Consider the following 16,972-nt stretch of genomic DNA (forward strand, 5'->3'; position numbering starts at 1 on the left):
ATCCCCCTAGTCATACCTCTCCTGTTTCAGGAGGCTCCTCCTAGGAACGAGCCGCACTCCCACATCGCCTTTCGGCAAAGCCGACGCTACGCGAACAGGAAAATCCCGACGGCTCCATTGAAATCTCTAGGGATTTCGTATCCGCAACGTGGACATTGAAAATTCTTAGAACTACCAAGTTTTCTATGAATGTGTCCGCACTTTGTACAAGTCTTGGAGGTATATTCCTCTGTTATCCTCACTAATTTGGAACCATAACGGTTGCACAAATGCTCTAAAATCTGAGAGAACTGATAAAAAGCCCATGTCATCATCGCCCTAGCTGTCTTGCTTTTTAGTTTTCGCTTCTTTTTGACAACCATCTGCGACGTCTCAAAGGTAGGTAAGACGATCACATCGTAGTTTCTTGCCAAAAACGATGCTACTTGTTTGTGCAATTCAGTTCTCAGACTTCTGATCTTAGTTCTGAGTCTTTCCATAGCTATCCTTAGCTTGTATCGGCGACGTTTGTGTGTGCTTCCTTTTGATTTGTCATGCTCACTTTTTAACTTATCTAGATGGGAACAAAGTTTAGCTATTCTCTGAAAATCATTATTTGCGAACTCCAAGAAATCCGTGCCGTCAAACCCAGTCATGAACGTCCTAACTCCAGGATCTAAAGCTATCACTTTCTTGGTTTCAGTAGGCTCAATGTCAAACTCTACTGGAAAGTGCGCGAACCATCTCCCTTTGTTATAAGTAAGTTCAGTAGAACCATCAGTTAGTACACAGAAATCCTGACCTTTGAATTCGGGTTTTGGCAGATGTTTGGTTTTGGAAACCATCCACCGGCCAGCCTTGTAAGCCGTAGGGTCAAACTGGATCGTCAGATGATGATCTCGCACGCTACGAAATTTACCTATTTTTAATCCAGCTTGTGGGTTTGGCAAAAGGTTCTTCCCTTTCCCAACAGACTTCGGTTGTTTGGCGGTCTCTTTCCACGCCGTATAAGCCTCCATTGAAGCGTTATCTAAAATTTTGGAGACGTTTAAATCTCTGCACCACTGCGGAATAAGTCCGGATTGTTTCAACCAAGTTCTAAAGCCATGTTTTCCTCCTTTCTTTCCGACTTTTGTGTACCCCTGGTTCCGATTGAGCTGCTCGATCGATATGTTATAAACCTTGCGAACAGCAGAAACCCATTTTTTCCAGATCTTCTCAAGTTCTTTGCTTGGGTAAACTCGGTAACTCACTGTCTTCAAGGATTTTTCCCTTGTACTTCCTGAGTCCGTAGAGCCTACAACTGAAGACGTGGATAATTGCGAGAACATCTTCAACCATCTCTTGTTCTGGGCTGAGGTTCTTTTCGTCGAGAACCAATATTTTAGTTTGGAATTTAGAGCACAACCATGAGATAAGATCGAATCCAAAGCGACAGAGCCGATCTTTGTGGGCAACGACAATATACTTGCAAGTGCCGCTGAGAACTCTGTCCAATAGGGAGTGAAGACCTTTTCTTTTGAAGTTGAGACCGCTGCCGATGTCTCGGATGACTTCTGCGTCTGGGTAACGAGACTTAAGAAACTGTACTTGTTGATCGAGATCATCTCTTTGAGAGCGGCTTGAAACCCTTGCATATAGGATTGCTGCTCTTTCGTCTCTATCTGTTTTTTTTGTTGAAATAGAGACAACTGAGTCAAGATTGTATCTTCTTTGTCCTCCAGGGGTTTTAATTCCTTGGATTTTGCCTTCGTCAAGCCACCTTTCAAGTGTCCTGGTACTGACCCCGAGCCTGGTAGCAGCGACTCGGGGAGGAACATATTTAATTTGTTCATTCATTGACACATCTGGTTCAGTACACTGACATTATCGAACAAGATGTCGAAAAATGTCAAATATGTCGGGAAAAATATTTATCAGGACTTAACTCCTTTGGAAGTGCTTCAACCCTCCATCGCTGCTCTAACCCAAGCCTATCTTACCGCTTTTCCCGGGATTGAGTCGGCTCGTCCCAACTGGCTTAAACGAGTAGTTCAGTTTACCGGTTTGGCACTGATTCACCAAATTCAGGCAATGATTTACTATCAGAAATCCTTCGACAATACTGGAATCTGTATGCTCCAGGTTGCCAAAAGTCTACTCTGCCGACCACAACAATCTGTGCCAACAGTTTTTGGGATCTCAGAATCAGAACTGATATCAAATCCGGTAATCCCCTAGAAAGGGTGCATCTCAGTTTTGCAATTAGGCAAAAATTCCGGCGAAAATTCCCACACTTCCCGCGCCCCCGCCCCACACTACCCACACTTACCACACTACCCACACTTACCACGCTACCCACACTTACCATCTTTTTTACAAATATGAGATGCACCCGGTATATTTACCGTCTTCAAGAAAAATTCATCAAAAATTTTTAGCTCTGTCAGGATTTTATGAAAAACTCGTGAAAGTTGTATTAGTCATTCATCCGGGATTACACAGAACACTAATTGACCAAGGTCACTGCTCATAAATGAGTAATACTAAATGGTTACTTATATGGTAACGATATAAAATTATAAATGGGGAATTTGTATCCATTTTTTTTTACCACAGGTTAATTTCCGACGATTTTAAATATACCTATTACTCCGTAAAAATTTAATTGAGGGCTAAACTAGGCTTTTCTATACTAGGCACCCTTAACCAAGGCATTAGGAATCAATAATTAAAACCTAAAACCTTACTATAACCCTCAACCCAAAATTCAAAGAGTCATAAAAATTCTGACATTGCCTGAATCAAGGGCAGAGGAGCCGTACGTCTAGGTACGGTAAAAACCTAGGGTGTTCATAGGATTGCGAAACTTTACACACAATTCCTACATAGTTAAAATATACTCTCTAAAAAATGACGATTTAATCGACATTATAATTCCTATTATATCATGATGCAGTCAAGGTTAAAGACTTCTTCCCAGGCAGGGTTTATCAATGAAGCTGCTGTAGTCCAGTTACCGATCCGCCTGAGCAGACTCGAAGCAATAGAATTTAAAGAAACCTGTGATCAGCTTCTCCAAAAACCTTATTGTCCTAAGCTTATCATTGCTGACTTGAGTCAGACAGGGTTTATCGATAGTAGCGGAATTGGTGCCTTAGTCAGGAATCACAAAATCACTCAGGAAAACGGGGTCTCACTAATACTAAGGGGTATAACTCCTCCAGTTATGGCTGTGTTGGTCATGACTGGGCTAGACAAAAAATTAATTCTAGACCCCCTAGATAACCTAACAACAATAGCTGTCAATTGGTCAAAGGCTCAGTTACCCACAACTCACCCATCTACAAGCTCTTGGGCTAAGCGATGCTTAGACATAGTGGGGGGAATAGTAGGTTTAGGAATTACTGCCATATTATTTATTCCCATTGCGATCGCGATTAAACTCGACAGTCCTGGCCCAATCTTCTTTAGTCAAATTCGCTGTGGTTGGATGGGTAAAAGATTTCGGATCTGGAAATTCCGCTCGATGTATACTGATGCTGAAGCCCAGAAAGATAGCGTTCAAAATCAAGCTAAGGATGCCAAGATATTCAAAAACGAAAATGACCCTAGAATCACCAGGGTGGGTCGGTTTTTGCGGAAAACTAGTTTGGATGAACTACCTCAGTTCTGGAATGTCATTAAAGGTGAAATGAGTTTGGTAGGTACTAGACCACCGGTACCTAAGGAAGTGGAAATCTATGAGGTTCCCGAGTGGCAACGGTTGAATGTTAAACCGGGAATGACTGGAGAGTGGCAGGTGCATGGGCGATCGCAAGTTCGGGATTTTGCAGATATAATTAAACTGGATTTACGCTACCAACGAAACTGGAGCTTAATGTATGACATTAAGCTCATTATCAAAACAATTTTTATCTTGTTGTCGAAAAATAATGGAGCCGTTTAGGCTCAAAAATATCTTGGTAAAATTCCGGATACAAATTAAATCTAATGGTAAATAGATTAGAGTATTCTCTAGCAATAGGTTTTCCATTAAACAAGCATGAAAGTTGCCCTAGTTCATGATTATCTAACGCAAAAGGGTGGAGCAGAACGGGTATTTGAACTGCTTTGTAAGCGCTTCCCTAGTGCTGATGTGTTCACATCCTTGTATGATGCCCAGAACACCATTGACCTAGGTGAGCGCCTAGTGCATACCACCGGACTTCAGAACATTCCAGGGTCAACGAAATACTTCAGACTCTTGGCTCCGTTTTACTATCCAGCTTTTCGAGCCTTGGATTTAGAAAATTACGATTTGATTATCAGTAGTTGTTCAAGCTTCGCAAAGGCGGTCAAGAAAAAATTAGGAGCCAAGCATGTTTGCTTTTGCCACAATGTCACCCGTTTTTTGTGGGATACGCAAACTTACCTCAAGGAGTATGGAGAATATAGAGCGTTTTCTCCTGTAATTGATAAAGTCTTCCAATTGATCAGAAAAGTAGACCTGGACTATGCCCAGGAGCCGGACATTTACATTGCTAACTCGACCACTGTCGCTCGGCGTATCCAGAATATCTATGGTAAGCCAGCCATGACGGTCAACTATCCAATTAATAGCCATAAATTTGTGTTTTCCGACCAAAAGGAAGACTTTTACCTAGTATCATCTCGTTTACTGGGTTACAAGCGTATCGATCTGATTATCGAGGCGTTTAATTGGCTAGGCTGGCCCTTATTAGTATCTGGTGATGGTCCAGAGCGAGAGCGTCTAGAATCTAAAGCTTTGGACAATATTCGATTCTTGGGATACGTCAGCGATAAACAGCGTTGTCATTTGATGGCAAAAGCTCGTGGGGTGATCGTGGCGGCTTTAGAAGATTACGGTTTAGTGCCAATCGAAGCCAACGCCAGTGGTACCCCAGTAATTGCCTACGGTGCAGGTGGTGTTTTGGATACTCAGATACCAGGGACGACAGGGGTGTTTTTTCAACGGCAAACACCGGAAGCACTCCAAGCTGCACTACTTGAGGCTAGGGAAATTCCCTGGAATTATGCCAAAATCCGAGACCATGCCCTGAGTCATTTCACTGAAGACGTTTTCTTTAACAAAGTTGGGCAAATTATTGATAAAACCGTCAGCGGGCAGCCTGTTAATTTGAGCTATTCCTTTCCCCATTCAACCAAGGTTCCCACTTTAGCTACGTGACAGGATAGTGGCTGGACTGATTTTAGATTTTAGATTTTGGATTTTGGATTTTGGATTTTTTCGTTGATTTCTTTGGATTTATACTGGTCGATACTCCAAAATCATCAGATCCAATCTGGTGGACTAATCAATATAGTCCTGCTCGGGTGACTGCTGATGGGTAATAGATAATATCATGTCCGGTTGACTACTTCTTTTTATACCCTTTCTCTAAAAGGGATGCAACCTATGATTGTCGGTTCATTGGTAATGGGTAATGGGTAATGGGTAATCAGGCTCCAAGTCCTAATTTCCCATTCCCAAAAGGTAGGTAAAATTTGTTGCAGGTATCCTGGATAATTTTGCTTACCAAAGATTTTTCATATTTAAATTGCAATTTAAATATTGCAATTTTTAAAGGGTTAATAGTTAATTTAAAATTAACTATTTTGAAAAAAATGATAAAACCCTAGGGAATATTAACAACGTGATTAACCGGATTTTATCTCAACCGATTACTAATCATCCCGGGACTAGTTTAGACTTGATTCACTCGACTTGATGTCAATTTAACATCCAATCCAAACTTGTCAATCATTAATCTAAAATCCCATGAAGGAACTTGATTTAAACGGAGCAGCTGAAACAGATGCAGGGTATGGCCAACTGTTGGCAGTTTTGTGGCGCAGACGCTTGTGGATTATAAGTGTACTGTTGACAAGCTTGCCGATTGCCTTCTATCTCACTCTGAAGAAAGAGCCGACTTATATCAGCTCTCTACAGCTGTTGGTGGAGCCTAATTATATAGATAAAACACGAGGAATCGAGAGTCAGTTTACTGAGTCCACTGTTGATATCGATTATGCTACTCAGTTACAGCTGATGCGTAGTTCTGAATTGATTCAACGAGCAGTGGATTTGCTTCGTGATGACTACCCAGATATCACAGTCGGTGATATTAGAGGCTCCTTAAGATTAGCTCAAGTACTGCAGGGTAAAACCGAAACTAAGGTATTTCAAGCGGTCTACACAAGCAATGACCGGATTAAAACTCAAAAAGTACTGCAAGCTATTCAAAAGGTTTATCAAGATTACAACCTAGAGCAGCAGGAAATGCGGTTGAATAAAGGTCTTGCTTTTATCAATCAGCAGTTGCCAACAGCTCGTAATAATCTTGAGCAAGCTGAGCAACGGCTAGAGCAGTTTCGCAAGAGCAAAAACCTGATTGATCCCTCACAACAAGCTCTAGCTGTCAGTCAAACTCTGAATGGGATTGAACAGGAGCGCCGAGCCATCCGCGCTCAGTACATGGAAACTCAAACTCGCTACCAGGCTGTTCAGCAAAAACTGGCTCGTTCACCGCAAAATGCCTTGACATCGTCCCGCTTGAGTCAATCTGGGCGCTATCAAAATTTGCTCAATGAAATCCAAAGAATAGAACTGGCTTTGGTGGAGCAAAGTCGGATTTATACTGAAGCTCATCCTAGTATTCAAAAATTAATTGAACAGCGTCAGAGTGTGTTTGCGCTCTTGCAGGAAGAGACTAGACGGGTTTTAGGGCAAGTTCCGACTCAACTGGTTACCACTGGAAGTAACCTCCTGACAGAAGGACAGCTCGGTGGTGTTGATATCAATCTGGTCAACGAACTGATCACCTCGCAAATTAATCTAGTGAGTCTACAAACTCGTGATCAAGCCCTGGCCAAAACAGAGCAGGAAATCCGTATCCAACTCAGGGAATTTCCAGCCCTGATTGCTCAGTACAATCGTCTACAACCGCAAGTAGCCATTCAACAAAATACTCTGCAGCAGCTACTACAAGCACGGCAGGAGTTAAGCATCGAATTGGCTCGGGGGGGATTTAACTGGCAAGTTGTAGAAGCACCTTTACCGGGCTCGAAGACCGGTCCTAATATGACCCAAGACCTATTATTGGGTGCAGTGGTTGGGTTATTTCTCGGTGGTGTGGCTGCCTTTGTGCGGGAAGCCATGGATGATGGAATTCATACCTCTGATGATCTGAAAAATCAAGTGGCTCTACCCTTGCTAGGTATGATTCCAGAATTGCCAGAGGGTAAAATCAGTAAACCTGTTCTGAATCTTAGCTTGAGCCAGTCCGAGAAAGCACTTCCGATGATGGAACTGTTGGGATGGCGACCATTTCAGGAAGCACTGGACATGATTTATGTGAATATCCAGTTGCTCAATTCTGGTTCTGAGTGGAAATCCCTGATGGTTACGTCAGCGCTATCTGGTGAGGGCAAGTCAACTCTGGCGTTGGGTTTAGCCTTGAGTGCTGCTCGTTTACATCGACGAGTACTGCTAATTGATGTAGATATGCGCCGTCCGAGGTTGCACCAACAACTTGGCCTCTCCAATCAGGAAGGACTTTCTACTTTATTGGAAGATGATACTGCTACACCCAGCCCAGTTAGTATCTCACCTTTGGGGTCAACCATTGATGTTTTGACTGCTGGACCAACCCCAATTGACCCAGTTAAGCTGTTGGGTTCTAAACGGATGAAGAACTTAATGGCAGAGTTTCAGCAGACCTATGATCTGGTGTTGCTGGATACTCCCCCAGTGTTAGGTATGGTGGATGCACTCCAAGCAGCATCTTTGTGCCAAGGTGTGCTGATGGTAGGACGCCTAGAGCGAGTTACTCAATCTCAACTCACCCAGGCTACTGCTATACTCAGGAATTTAAACCTGATTGGAATCATTGCTAACGGGGTCAAGAGTTCTAATCAGAACTACGCTTACTATGGTTCGCGAAACAGCCATGGTGCTATTGAACCAAAGCAGCCTGTATCTGATCTTCCAGTGTCTCCACAACTAGAGCGTCAGTTAAGCAATCATGTCAAGTCTCGTTGAATTTTTTGGTTAATTGCTAATTGAAACTTGCTCATTAACAAGTTTCAAGTTTCAATTAACGAACACCTGAGAATGATACGTATTAAACCTGAGACTATCTAACCTTTGACTTTTGATTTTCGTGAAATGGAGTAACTATTGATGACGACTTCCAGAATCATACTAACAACCTCCAAAATCTCAATCCTAGATATCGATGATGAGCCAGAAGCACTCAGTTCTTTGCCTCCCTGCAAGCTCAAGTGGCGACAGAAACAGTTGTGGGTACTCCCTATCAAAAAAAATGAACAGCATTATTTACCTCCATTGCAAAGTCAGTCCTGGTTAAGTAATTGCTTGCAACGCTCGTCGGTAGGGCTGGTTTGTATCGACCCCAATCTGGGTGAAACAGGGTTAAAAGTTTGGACCAATGCCTGTGAGCAAGCGAAGAAGAAAGCTGTTCTAAGGGTACCGTTCAACTCAGAATTGTCTAGTAGGGAAAAACTATTCCGATCTCGACTAAGGCGGGTGATGGATTCGAGTTTAGCTGCTCTATTGCTACTGATTCTGAGTCCAGTGCTCCTGGGATTGATGTTGCTGATAGCGATTTTTTCACCAGGACCAGTCTTTTCTCGGCAATTGCTGGCTGGAGAACGGGGTAAGCTGTTCCAAGTGATTAAATTTCGCACTGAAGCTATACACAAAGGCAAAGTCACGTCTAAGATGACACATTTTGGAAAGTGGCTGCGTCAATATTGTCTGGATGGACTACCGCAGTTAGTGAATGTACTAAGGGGTGAGATGAGTTTAGTCGGACCACGTCCTTGGAAACTGGATGAGGTGATTCGGATGACCCAGGAGGAGCGGCGACAGCTGAGGTTGTTGCCAGGAATGATCAGGCTTCACCAAGAAGATATGCGATCGCATGTGTTCGATTCTCAAAGTACTCCAGTGCTGTAATAGCAATCCCTGTAGGAATTGTGAGAATTTTTGATGCCATATTCCCTACTCCCTACTCCCTACTCCCTACTCCCTACTCCCTGTAAAGTTAATAACTTCCTAACTTATTAAGTTATTAATTGCAATTTTCAATTTTGATTTGCCTTTGTGTTCATCCCGTACATTAGCAAACTAATTACTCTAATCAGAGTTGTGAGAAATCGTGACAGACATTAAACGAGCATTAATCACTGGCATTACCGGTCAAGATGGGTCTTATCTAGCGGAACTGCTGCTGGAAAAAGGGTACGAAGTCCATGGCATTATCCGACGCACGTCTACCTTCAACACAGATCGTATCGACCACATCTACCAAGACCCCCACAATCCCCAGACACGGTTATTTCTCCATTACGGAGACCTGACTGATGGCTTGACACTACAACGCATCCTAGAAGACGTGCAGCCGATAGAGGTGTACAACCTCGGAGCTCAGTCCCATGTGCGGGTCAGCTTTGATTCACCAGAATACACCGTCGATGCCACAGGTATGGGAACCCTGCGTTTGTTGGAAGCGGTACGGCACTATCAACAGCGGATTGGCTCTCAGGTACGCTTTTACCAGGCTGGCTCTTCTGAAATGTTTGGGCTAGTGCAGGCTGTCCCTCAGTCTGAAACTACACCGTTTTATCCCCGTAGCCCTTATGCCTGTGCAAAAGTTTACGCCCACTGGCAAACGATTAACTATCGCGAATCCTATGGGCTATTCGCCTGTAATGGTATTTTGTTTAACCACGAAAGTCCCCGGCGCGGCGAAACCTTTGTCACTCGCAAAATTACCCGTGCTTTGGCGCGCATTGTAGCTGGTCAGCAGAAGAAACTTTACCTGGGCAATCTCGATGCCAGACGGGACTGGGGCTATGCCAAGGATTATGTTCGCGCTATGTGGCTAATGCTGCAACAAGACGAACCCGATGACTATGTTGTTGCTACCGGTCAAACTCAATCAATTCGGGAGTTTCTCGATATTGCCTTTGGCTTAGTGAATTTGGATTGGCAGCAATACGTTGAAATCGATCCACGGTACTTTCGACCTGCTGAAGTAGACCTGTTGTTAGGTGATGCCACCAAGGCTAATACCATACTAGGTTGGCAACCTTCAGTGAGCTTTAAACAACTGGTTGAAATCATGGTTAATGCTGACCTTCAGGCACTAGGTATCATGCCTGTCACCTCTTGTACTCAATCTGCTGATACTGCCTTTATTCGTGAGGTTGTTACCGCTGGTAATCCCTAGTAATGATATGGTCTAATCCCATTTTTAGTAATGGATTAGAGAGATAGTTAGTCGCCCTTTGGGTAATGGGTAACGGGTAATGGTTAACGGGTAATTGGGAATTGGTAATTGAGAAAAAGACTATTGCTGCTGTGAAACACTACGAGGAGAGCGCAATTCCCCATTATCCATTACCTATTAACAGACTAGTATAAGACGTTGTTGATGGATTAGCGTTGCATAAAATAAGCGATTATCCGTAGGATACGCTACGCGAACGCACTGTCTTAGAAGCAGGAATTACGCACCAAGAGCCTTAAAACCTGGTTTCTCGCTATAAATCAAAGCTCCAGAGAATTATGTGATTGCTTCCGGAGTGAATCACTCCGTTCGTGAATTAGTAGATTGTGCTTGTAGTAACGTTGGTCTTGATTATCAAGATTTTGTGGAAGTTGATCAGAGGTTTTATCGTCCAACCGAAACAGTGCCCCTTTGTGGGGATAGCTGGAAAATTCGGGATGAGCTGAATTGGAAGAGTAAAAATAAATTTCCTGATATTGTCGCGGAAATGGTGGAGAGTGATCTTAGTTTTTTTAGCTAAACTTGTTTAAGTTAAGCATACCCCCCATCAAAATAGGTCTAAATAAAACCAGTGATTATTCTATATAGAATTGCTGAAATAAAGCTTATTGATTCTGTAATCAGATTTACAAAATCAACTAAATTGTGGCAAGACAACCACTTCATATTAAGGGAATTTAAATTCCTTAAACAAGCTGCTTTTTTTGCTATTGTTTTAACGATACTTGCTTCACTATTTGAAGGATTTGGATTAGGGTTTATCCTAAATTTTTTACAAAATCTAACCGACCCTAATGCTACCCCAATTCAGACAGGTATTAACTGGTTCGATATATCGGTACTTGGAGTAAATAGACCGTTCAATGATAGAATTTACCGGATATCTGCTCTAATTCTGATCACAACCTGGTTCCGTTCAGCCTTTATGTTTGGTGGACGCAGGTACAGCATGATAACTCAGATGAATTTGTTAGATAGGCTGCGCAAGAAGCTATTTGAGCAACTTCAACGGCTGAGTTTGGGTTACTTTTCTCATAGTCGTTCTGGAGCGCTAGTTTACAGTCTAACTACCGAACTAGAAAAAATTAATCAAGCTTTTGATGTGACAGCTTTTATGTTGACTAGAGTTTCTCTTCTAGTTGTCTATGTCACATCAATGTTCTTGCTTTCTTGGCAACTTTCCATTGCCTCATTAATGCTCTTTAGCCTGATGAGTGTTGGTCTTTCTAACTTGGTTAAAAGGGTGCGAGAGACAAGTTTTGATGTTTCAAAGGCAGGCAGTAACTTTACATCAGTTGCTGTAGAGTTTATCAATGGCATTCGCACAGTTAAGGCATTTGCAAGTCAAGAATTTGAGCGTAGACGATTCTATAACGCTAGCGAAAACGTTGCAAACATCACTATCAAATCTGCATCATTTGGGTATGCCATAGAACCGATTGGGGAAAGCTTAGCCACCACAATTCTGATCGGCATGATTATTGTAGCATTTACCATCTTCGTTCCTAATGGACAGATGCAGGCAGCTTCATTACTCACCTTCTTGTTTGTTTTGTTTCGTCTGATCCCGATTATACGTCTGATTAATAATGCCAGAGGGCGTCTTGGGGAATTCACCGGACCAATGAATAACATTAAAGAGCTGCTGAGAACTGACAACAAACCATACTTGCAGAATGGTAACGTGCAATTTTCAGGATTGCAGCGAGCCATTGAGTTTGCTTCGGTGGATTTTGGTTACGATCCCTCTAACCTAGTACTGCACGATATTACCTTAACTATCAACAAAGGAGAGACAACAGCCCTGGTCGGTGCTTCTGGTTCAGGTAAAACAACCCTTGCTGACTTAATTCCCCGATTTTATGACCCAACCGCAGGTAAAATTATCATTGATGGCACTGACTTACAAGAGTTTGACATCAACTCTGTGCGTCGTAAACTAGCTATTGTTAGTCAGGATACATTTATTTTCAACACCTCTGTTCGCAATAACATTGCTTATGGTTCAGAACAGGCAGATGACCTGGCAATTCGAGAAGCCGCAAAACTTGCCAATGCATTAGACTTCATCCTAGATTTGCCTGAAGGTTTTGACACGCAACTGGGTGATCGGGGAGTTCGATTATCTGGAGGTCAACGTCAACGGCTGGCAATTGCTCGTGCTTTACTGCGAGCACCAGAGATTCTGATCTTAGATGAGGCAACTAGTGCCTTAGATTCTGTGTCTGAGCGCCTGATTCAGGAGTCCTTAGAAAAACTTGCTGTAGGACGGACAGTAATTACCATTGCCCATCGCTTATCGACCATTGCCAAAGCTGATAAGGTAGTCGTTCTCGAACAGGGGCGAATTGTGGAGCAAGGAAAGTATCAAGAGTTACTCGAAAAGCGCGGTAAACTTTGGAAATATCACAAGATGCAGCATGAAGTTGGTCAAACAAATTAAGACTAGCTAGTAGCAATTATCAATGTCCAACTCTAGTAGTAACTATCATTGATTGCTTGTCAATATTATCGGAGTATTAACATGTTCGTAATTGTTAGAAAAACAGGTCAATTAGGCAATAGAATGATGCTATTTGCCAACTTTATGGCTTTTGCATTGGAATACAACTTCAAAGTCATAAATCCTGCCTTTGATGAATATGCAGTTTTTTTTGAGGGAACCCATAACGATTTTTTTTGTCGATACCCTGCCCAAAAATCAGTTCTTAAAGGCAATAGTCTTAAACTGAAAAGAAATTTTCATAGATTCGTTTACCATTCAACCCGCTTATTGGTTAAAGATTATACAGATTTGAAGTTCTCCAATATAAATATTTTAAGAGATACTGGAGTACACAAAGCTGTAATTTTTAATGATAAATTTGCCAAGTTTTTTAGTGAAAAAAACTTAGTATTTATTCATGGATATTGGTTTAGAAATTCTGTACTCTTTTTGAAGTATGCAGAAACAATAAGGAAGTTTTTTACGCCAATACAGCAACATACTCAAACGATAAACCAACTCGTAAGTAACCTAAAAAAATCCTGTGACATTCTGGTTGGGGTTCACATTAGACAGGGGGATTATAAAAAATTGCTAGGAGCAAAATATCTCTATACTACTGATGAATATGTCAGTTTGATGAAAAAAACAGAAGCTCTTTTCAATGGAAAAAAAGTCAAATTTTTAATATGTTCAAATGTGCCCCAGGACAGAGAGAAATTCTCAAAATTAGATTTCGCTTTTGCCAACAACCACATTGTAGAAGATATGTACTCACTTGCTCAGTGTGACTATATCATAGGTCCCCCAAGTACCTATAACATGTGGGCTGCTTTTTATGGACGGGTACCTTTGTACTGGATTGAAGATCCCAATGCTGACATATCCTTAGACAGTTTTCAAATTTATGATGTGCCACTAGATGTCGCTCCTCCAATTTCATTTGCACAGTAATTAATTCCTTATTACAACCAGAGGCAAGATAACAAGGATATGTCAAACCATCAAGAAGCGCAAGAGCCGCTAGTCAGTGTTATCATCCCCACCTATAACCGCTTGATATACCTCAAGCAAGCAGTTGAAAGCGTACTCCAGCAGACCTACAAAAATCTTGAAATTATCGTTTCTGACGATTGTAGCCCTGAGAATCCGCAAGCTATGATTGAGTCCTTTCAAGATGCTCGGATCCGATTCCGTCGGAACTCAAAGAATCTAGGAAATGGTCCCAATGTTGCTGGCGCATTTAAACAAGCTCAGGGAAAATATGTAGCAAGTCTCAATGACGATGACCTGTGGAATCCAGACTTTTTAGAAAAGCTAGTTCCTCCCCTAGAAGCGAATCCAAATGTAGTTGTAGCTTTTTGCGACCATTATATTATCGACGCAGATGGCGTAATTAATTATGCAACTACTGAAGAACATACCCGGCTTTGGAAGCGTGACCAACTTAAAGCAAAGGTATACCAGCCGTTCTGTACTATCGGACTAGTAGACCAAGCAGTGTCTCCTGCATCCTCTGCTTTGATTCGCAGGGACAAGGTTAATTGGGATGAACTGTTGTCAGTGGGGGTCTATTGGGATTACTACCTAACCTATCTAGCTTGCCGCAGTGGTGATGGCGCGTACTACTATCCAGAAAGACTGACTCGATACCGCGTGCATGAGTTATCTGAAACCCATATCAGTGGGAGTGGAAACGCCAAGGCTCAGATCCGCAAAGGCAAATCCGGTATTTTTTGCTACGAACACTTTTTAGCAGATGCTCAATTACAAAAGCATCGGAGTTACTTTACCCAGAAATTAGCACAAGCGAACACAACTCTGGGTATTGGACTGATACGGGATGGACGGTTAGCAGAAGCACGCCCCTATCTTTTTCGTGCCTTGAGTCAAAATTTCAGTCTGCGAACTGTAGCAGCTCTCATGCTCACCGTTATACCTCAACAATTAGCAAATCCTTTCGAGATATCTTCCAGAGGGGAAATTATCCAACAGACAAAAGTACATTCAAAATTACATTAATAATTTCAGTAATTACCATGACTATTTCAACACCAGAAAACGTAAAAGAAGTTCTTCATAACTCTCTAGGACAGTTAGACAAATTTGAAGAATGTATACTGCTAGACAATCCTGATCATTACAATATTGGCGACCACCTGATTTGGTTAGGCTCTGTACTCTTTTTGACAGATACCTTAAAAACGAAAATCAAGTATGCCACTGGTATTAACGGTTTCTCTGATGCCAGCCTAAAAAAAATTGATCAATGCCCCATAATCTTTAATGGAGGAGGCGCATTAGGTGATCTATATGAAGGTTTTCAAAATTTTAGAGAATCGATCATAGAAAACTATCGAGATCGACCAATTATTATTTTTCCTCAGACTATTTATTTTAAAAATCCCGAAAACCTCAAAAAAGCAGCAAAAGTTTTTAACTCCCATCCTAACCTAACCCTATTTACCCGAGATCAAGTCAGCTATGAAATTGCTCTTAAAAATTTCTGGAATTGTCGGGTGATTAAAGCCCCTGATATGGCATTTCAAATGGCTGGTCTATCTACTGACTCTATCCAGCCTGCTCAAGACAATTCTAGTCTTTATCTTTCCCGAAAGGATCAAGAACTTAAGGCCACTAGTAACCTGAGTCTTTCTTCTAAGATACAAAATCTCGTATTAGAAGACTGGGTTTCAGATAGATGGACTCTAAGAACTACTAAGCAACTCTCTAAAGGTTGGTATTGGCGTATCCCAGGATTGGTCAGAATAATTCGGGAAGTTTATGAGCGAGGATTAGCAACTCCTAAAGAATGGTTATCCCGACAAAACTGGAAGTATTTTCATACTAATACTGCGAAATTTAAAACAACCCATAACTCCCAAATTAATCTAGCATCTTGGGGCCTGATGCACAGCGGCATCTATCAATTCAAAAGGCATCGTTTAATTATCACTAATCGTTTGCATGGTCATATCCTTAGTACTCTTTTAGAGATTCCTCATATCTTTCTTCCTAACTCTTATTACAAGAATGAAGCATTTTACGAAGCATGGACTTCACAAATTCCCTTCGCCCGGTTTATAAAAGAACGCTCAGAACTTGAAGTAGCTGTAGAAGAAATGTTAGAGTCCTATCCTTTATAAATAGGACTTAAGTAATAGATAGTACTTAAGTAGTAGGGGGCGTTAATAACACATTCCACAGGTATAGTTACTGGGTAAGGCTTGATAGATAAAACGCGAATAAAATTCGCTAATATTTAAACCTAAGAGTCAATCATGACTAAAATTGTTTACCTAATTGCTTCTCATAGCAATCCAGACCAAATTGTCAGACTAGTCAAGAAACTTAAGACTGGTAACCCTGAGTCCCAGGTCTTAATTCACCATGATCAATCTAAGTCGAGCCTTAGCCCAACTTCTTTTGAGCATATCAACAATGTTCACATCCTGGAAGACTATGTTCCAGTTGAGTGGGCAGATTTTTCTATGGTGGAAATGGAACTTCGCTGCATCAACTGGTTAATAGATAATTCTGTGACATTTGACTGGTTAATCTTCCTCTCTGGTCAAGACTATCCCCTTCAGCCAATCAGCCAAATCGAGCAGTTCTTGCAGAACACCGAATATGACGGATTTATGGAATATTTTCCGGTACAAGAACCACCAGAAACAGCTTGGCAGTGGGGCAAAGATTTGGGCATAGAGCGCTATTTTTTTCGCTACTATAAGCTGCCAGCTAGTCTAAAGACTATAGTATATAAACTATATCGTGTTGTCAATTGGCAGCCCCTAGTCCGGATCAGGGCTGGTAAGTTTGGTGCCAGAATAGCAATCCGTTGCGTTTCAACACCTTTCACTCCAGAGTTTCAGTGCTACGCGGGTTCTCAGTGGCACACACTTTCCTATCGCTGTATTCAATATATCCATCAATTTGTTCAGCGTAACCCAGCATTTGTAGAACACTATCGAAACACACTCGTACCAGATGAGTCTTTCATCCAGAGCATCCTGCTCAACCAGTCGATGCTAAAAATAGTCAATGATAACAAACGTTATATCTCTTGGACTCCTCCCTATCCAGCCATAATGGGTGTCCAAGATTTTGAGTCAATGATTACCTCTGGTAAGCACTTTGCCCGCAAGTTCGATGACAAAGTAGATGCCAAAGTTCTCGATATGCTTGACAAACATCTTGGGTAAGATGG

The 16,972-nt window shown here is 41.9% G+C and carries 14 protein-coding genes; 12 read left to right on the top strand and 2 right to left on the bottom strand.

The window, feature by feature from the left end; translation table 11 throughout:
* Window positions 1–86: 86 nt before the first annotated feature.
* Entirely contained in the window at window positions 87–1,310 is a 1,224-nt protein-coding gene (locus F6K57_RS13125; RefSeq protein ID WP_293068214.1) for a transposase, read from the bottom strand.
* On the bottom strand, window positions 1,198–1,818 hold the full coding sequence (locus F6K57_RS13130) for an IS607 family transposase (RefSeq protein ID WP_293068218.1): 621 nt from the start codon (window positions 1,816–1,818) through the stop codon (window positions 1,198–1,200). The genes F6K57_RS13125 and F6K57_RS13130 overlap by 113 nt, the downstream gene beginning before the upstream one ends.
* 39 nt (window positions 1,819–1,857) lie before the next feature.
* Between F6K57_RS13130 and F6K57_RS13135 the strand changes: the two genes are divergently transcribed.
* From F6K57_RS13135 to F6K57_RS13190, 12 genes are all read left to right on the top strand, one after another.
* On the top strand, window positions 1,858–2,199 hold the full coding sequence (locus F6K57_RS13135) for a hypothetical protein (protein ID WP_293068221.1): 342 nt from the start codon (window positions 1,858–1,860) through the stop codon (window positions 2,197–2,199).
* A 712-nt stretch (window positions 2,200–2,911) separates the two neighbouring features.
* Window positions 2,912–3,907 carry a sugar transferase gene (locus F6K57_RS13140; RefSeq protein WP_293036910.1) on the top strand — a complete coding sequence of 332 codons (996 nt, stop codon included), beginning with the start codon at window positions 2,912–2,914 and terminating at the stop codon, window positions 3,905–3,907.
* Window positions 3,908–4,003: 96 nt separating this feature from the next.
* Window positions 4,004–5,149: a glycosyltransferase gene (locus F6K57_RS13145; RefSeq protein ID WP_293020021.1), complete on the top strand. Its 1,146-nt coding sequence runs from the start codon at window positions 4,004–4,006 to the stop codon at window positions 5,147–5,149.
* Between the two features lie 591 nt (window positions 5,150–5,740).
* A complete protein-coding gene (locus F6K57_RS13150) occupies window positions 5,741–8,002 on the top strand; it encodes a polysaccharide biosynthesis tyrosine autokinase (RefSeq protein WP_293068224.1) in 2,262 nt (753 codons plus the stop codon).
* A gap of 141 nt (window positions 8,003–8,143) precedes the next feature.
* Window positions 8,144–8,941, top strand: coding sequence for a heterocyst development glycosyltransferase HepC (gene hepC / locus F6K57_RS13155; protein WP_293020017.1), 798 nt, complete (start codon window positions 8,144–8,146; stop codon window positions 8,939–8,941).
* 202 nt (window positions 8,942–9,143) lie between these two features.
* On the top strand, window positions 9,144–10,217 hold the full coding sequence (gene gmd, locus F6K57_RS13160) for a GDP-mannose 4,6-dehydratase (protein ID WP_293068227.1): 1,074 nt from the start codon (window positions 9,144–9,146) through the stop codon (window positions 10,215–10,217).
* Window positions 10,218–10,536: 319 nt separating this feature from the next.
* The gene (locus F6K57_RS13165; RefSeq protein ID WP_293020034.1) at window positions 10,537–10,797 is read left to right on the top strand and encodes a GDP-mannose 4,6-dehydratase; all 261 of its coding nucleotides are present in this window, start codon (window positions 10,537–10,539) and stop codon (window positions 10,795–10,797) included.
* Between the two features lie 51 nt (window positions 10,798–10,848).
* Window positions 10,849–12,720 carry a heterocyst formation ABC transporter subunit HepA gene (gene hepA, locus F6K57_RS13170; RefSeq protein WP_293068230.1) on the top strand — a complete coding sequence of 624 codons (1,872 nt, stop codon included), beginning with the start codon at window positions 10,849–10,851 and terminating at the stop codon, window positions 12,718–12,720.
* 81 nt (window positions 12,721–12,801) lie between these two features.
* Window positions 12,802–13,716: an alpha-1,2-fucosyltransferase gene (locus tag F6K57_RS13175; protein WP_293068233.1), complete on the top strand. Its 915-nt coding sequence runs from the start codon at window positions 12,802–12,804 to the stop codon at window positions 13,714–13,716.
* A 39-nt stretch (window positions 13,717–13,755) separates the two neighbouring features.
* Window positions 13,756–14,784, top strand: coding sequence for a glycosyltransferase family 2 protein (locus F6K57_RS13180; RefSeq protein ID WP_293020013.1), 1,029 nt, complete (start codon window positions 13,756–13,758; stop codon window positions 14,782–14,784).
* A gap of 17 nt (window positions 14,785–14,801) precedes the next feature.
* On the top strand, window positions 14,802–15,908 hold the full coding sequence (locus F6K57_RS13185) for a polysaccharide pyruvyl transferase family protein (RefSeq protein ID WP_293020012.1): 1,107 nt from the start codon (window positions 14,802–14,804) through the stop codon (window positions 15,906–15,908).
* 135 nt (window positions 15,909–16,043) lie between these two features.
* Window positions 16,044–16,967 carry a beta-1,6-N-acetylglucosaminyltransferase gene (locus tag F6K57_RS13190; RefSeq protein WP_293020011.1) on the top strand — a complete coding sequence of 308 codons (924 nt, stop codon included), beginning with the start codon at window positions 16,044–16,046 and terminating at the stop codon, window positions 16,965–16,967.
* Window positions 16,968–16,972 lie beyond the last annotated feature (5 nt).

The organism is Moorena sp. SIO4A5 (assembly GCF_010672005.1).
Classification (GTDB): Bacteria; Cyanobacteriota; Cyanobacteriia; order Cyanobacteriales; family Coleofasciculaceae; genus Moorena.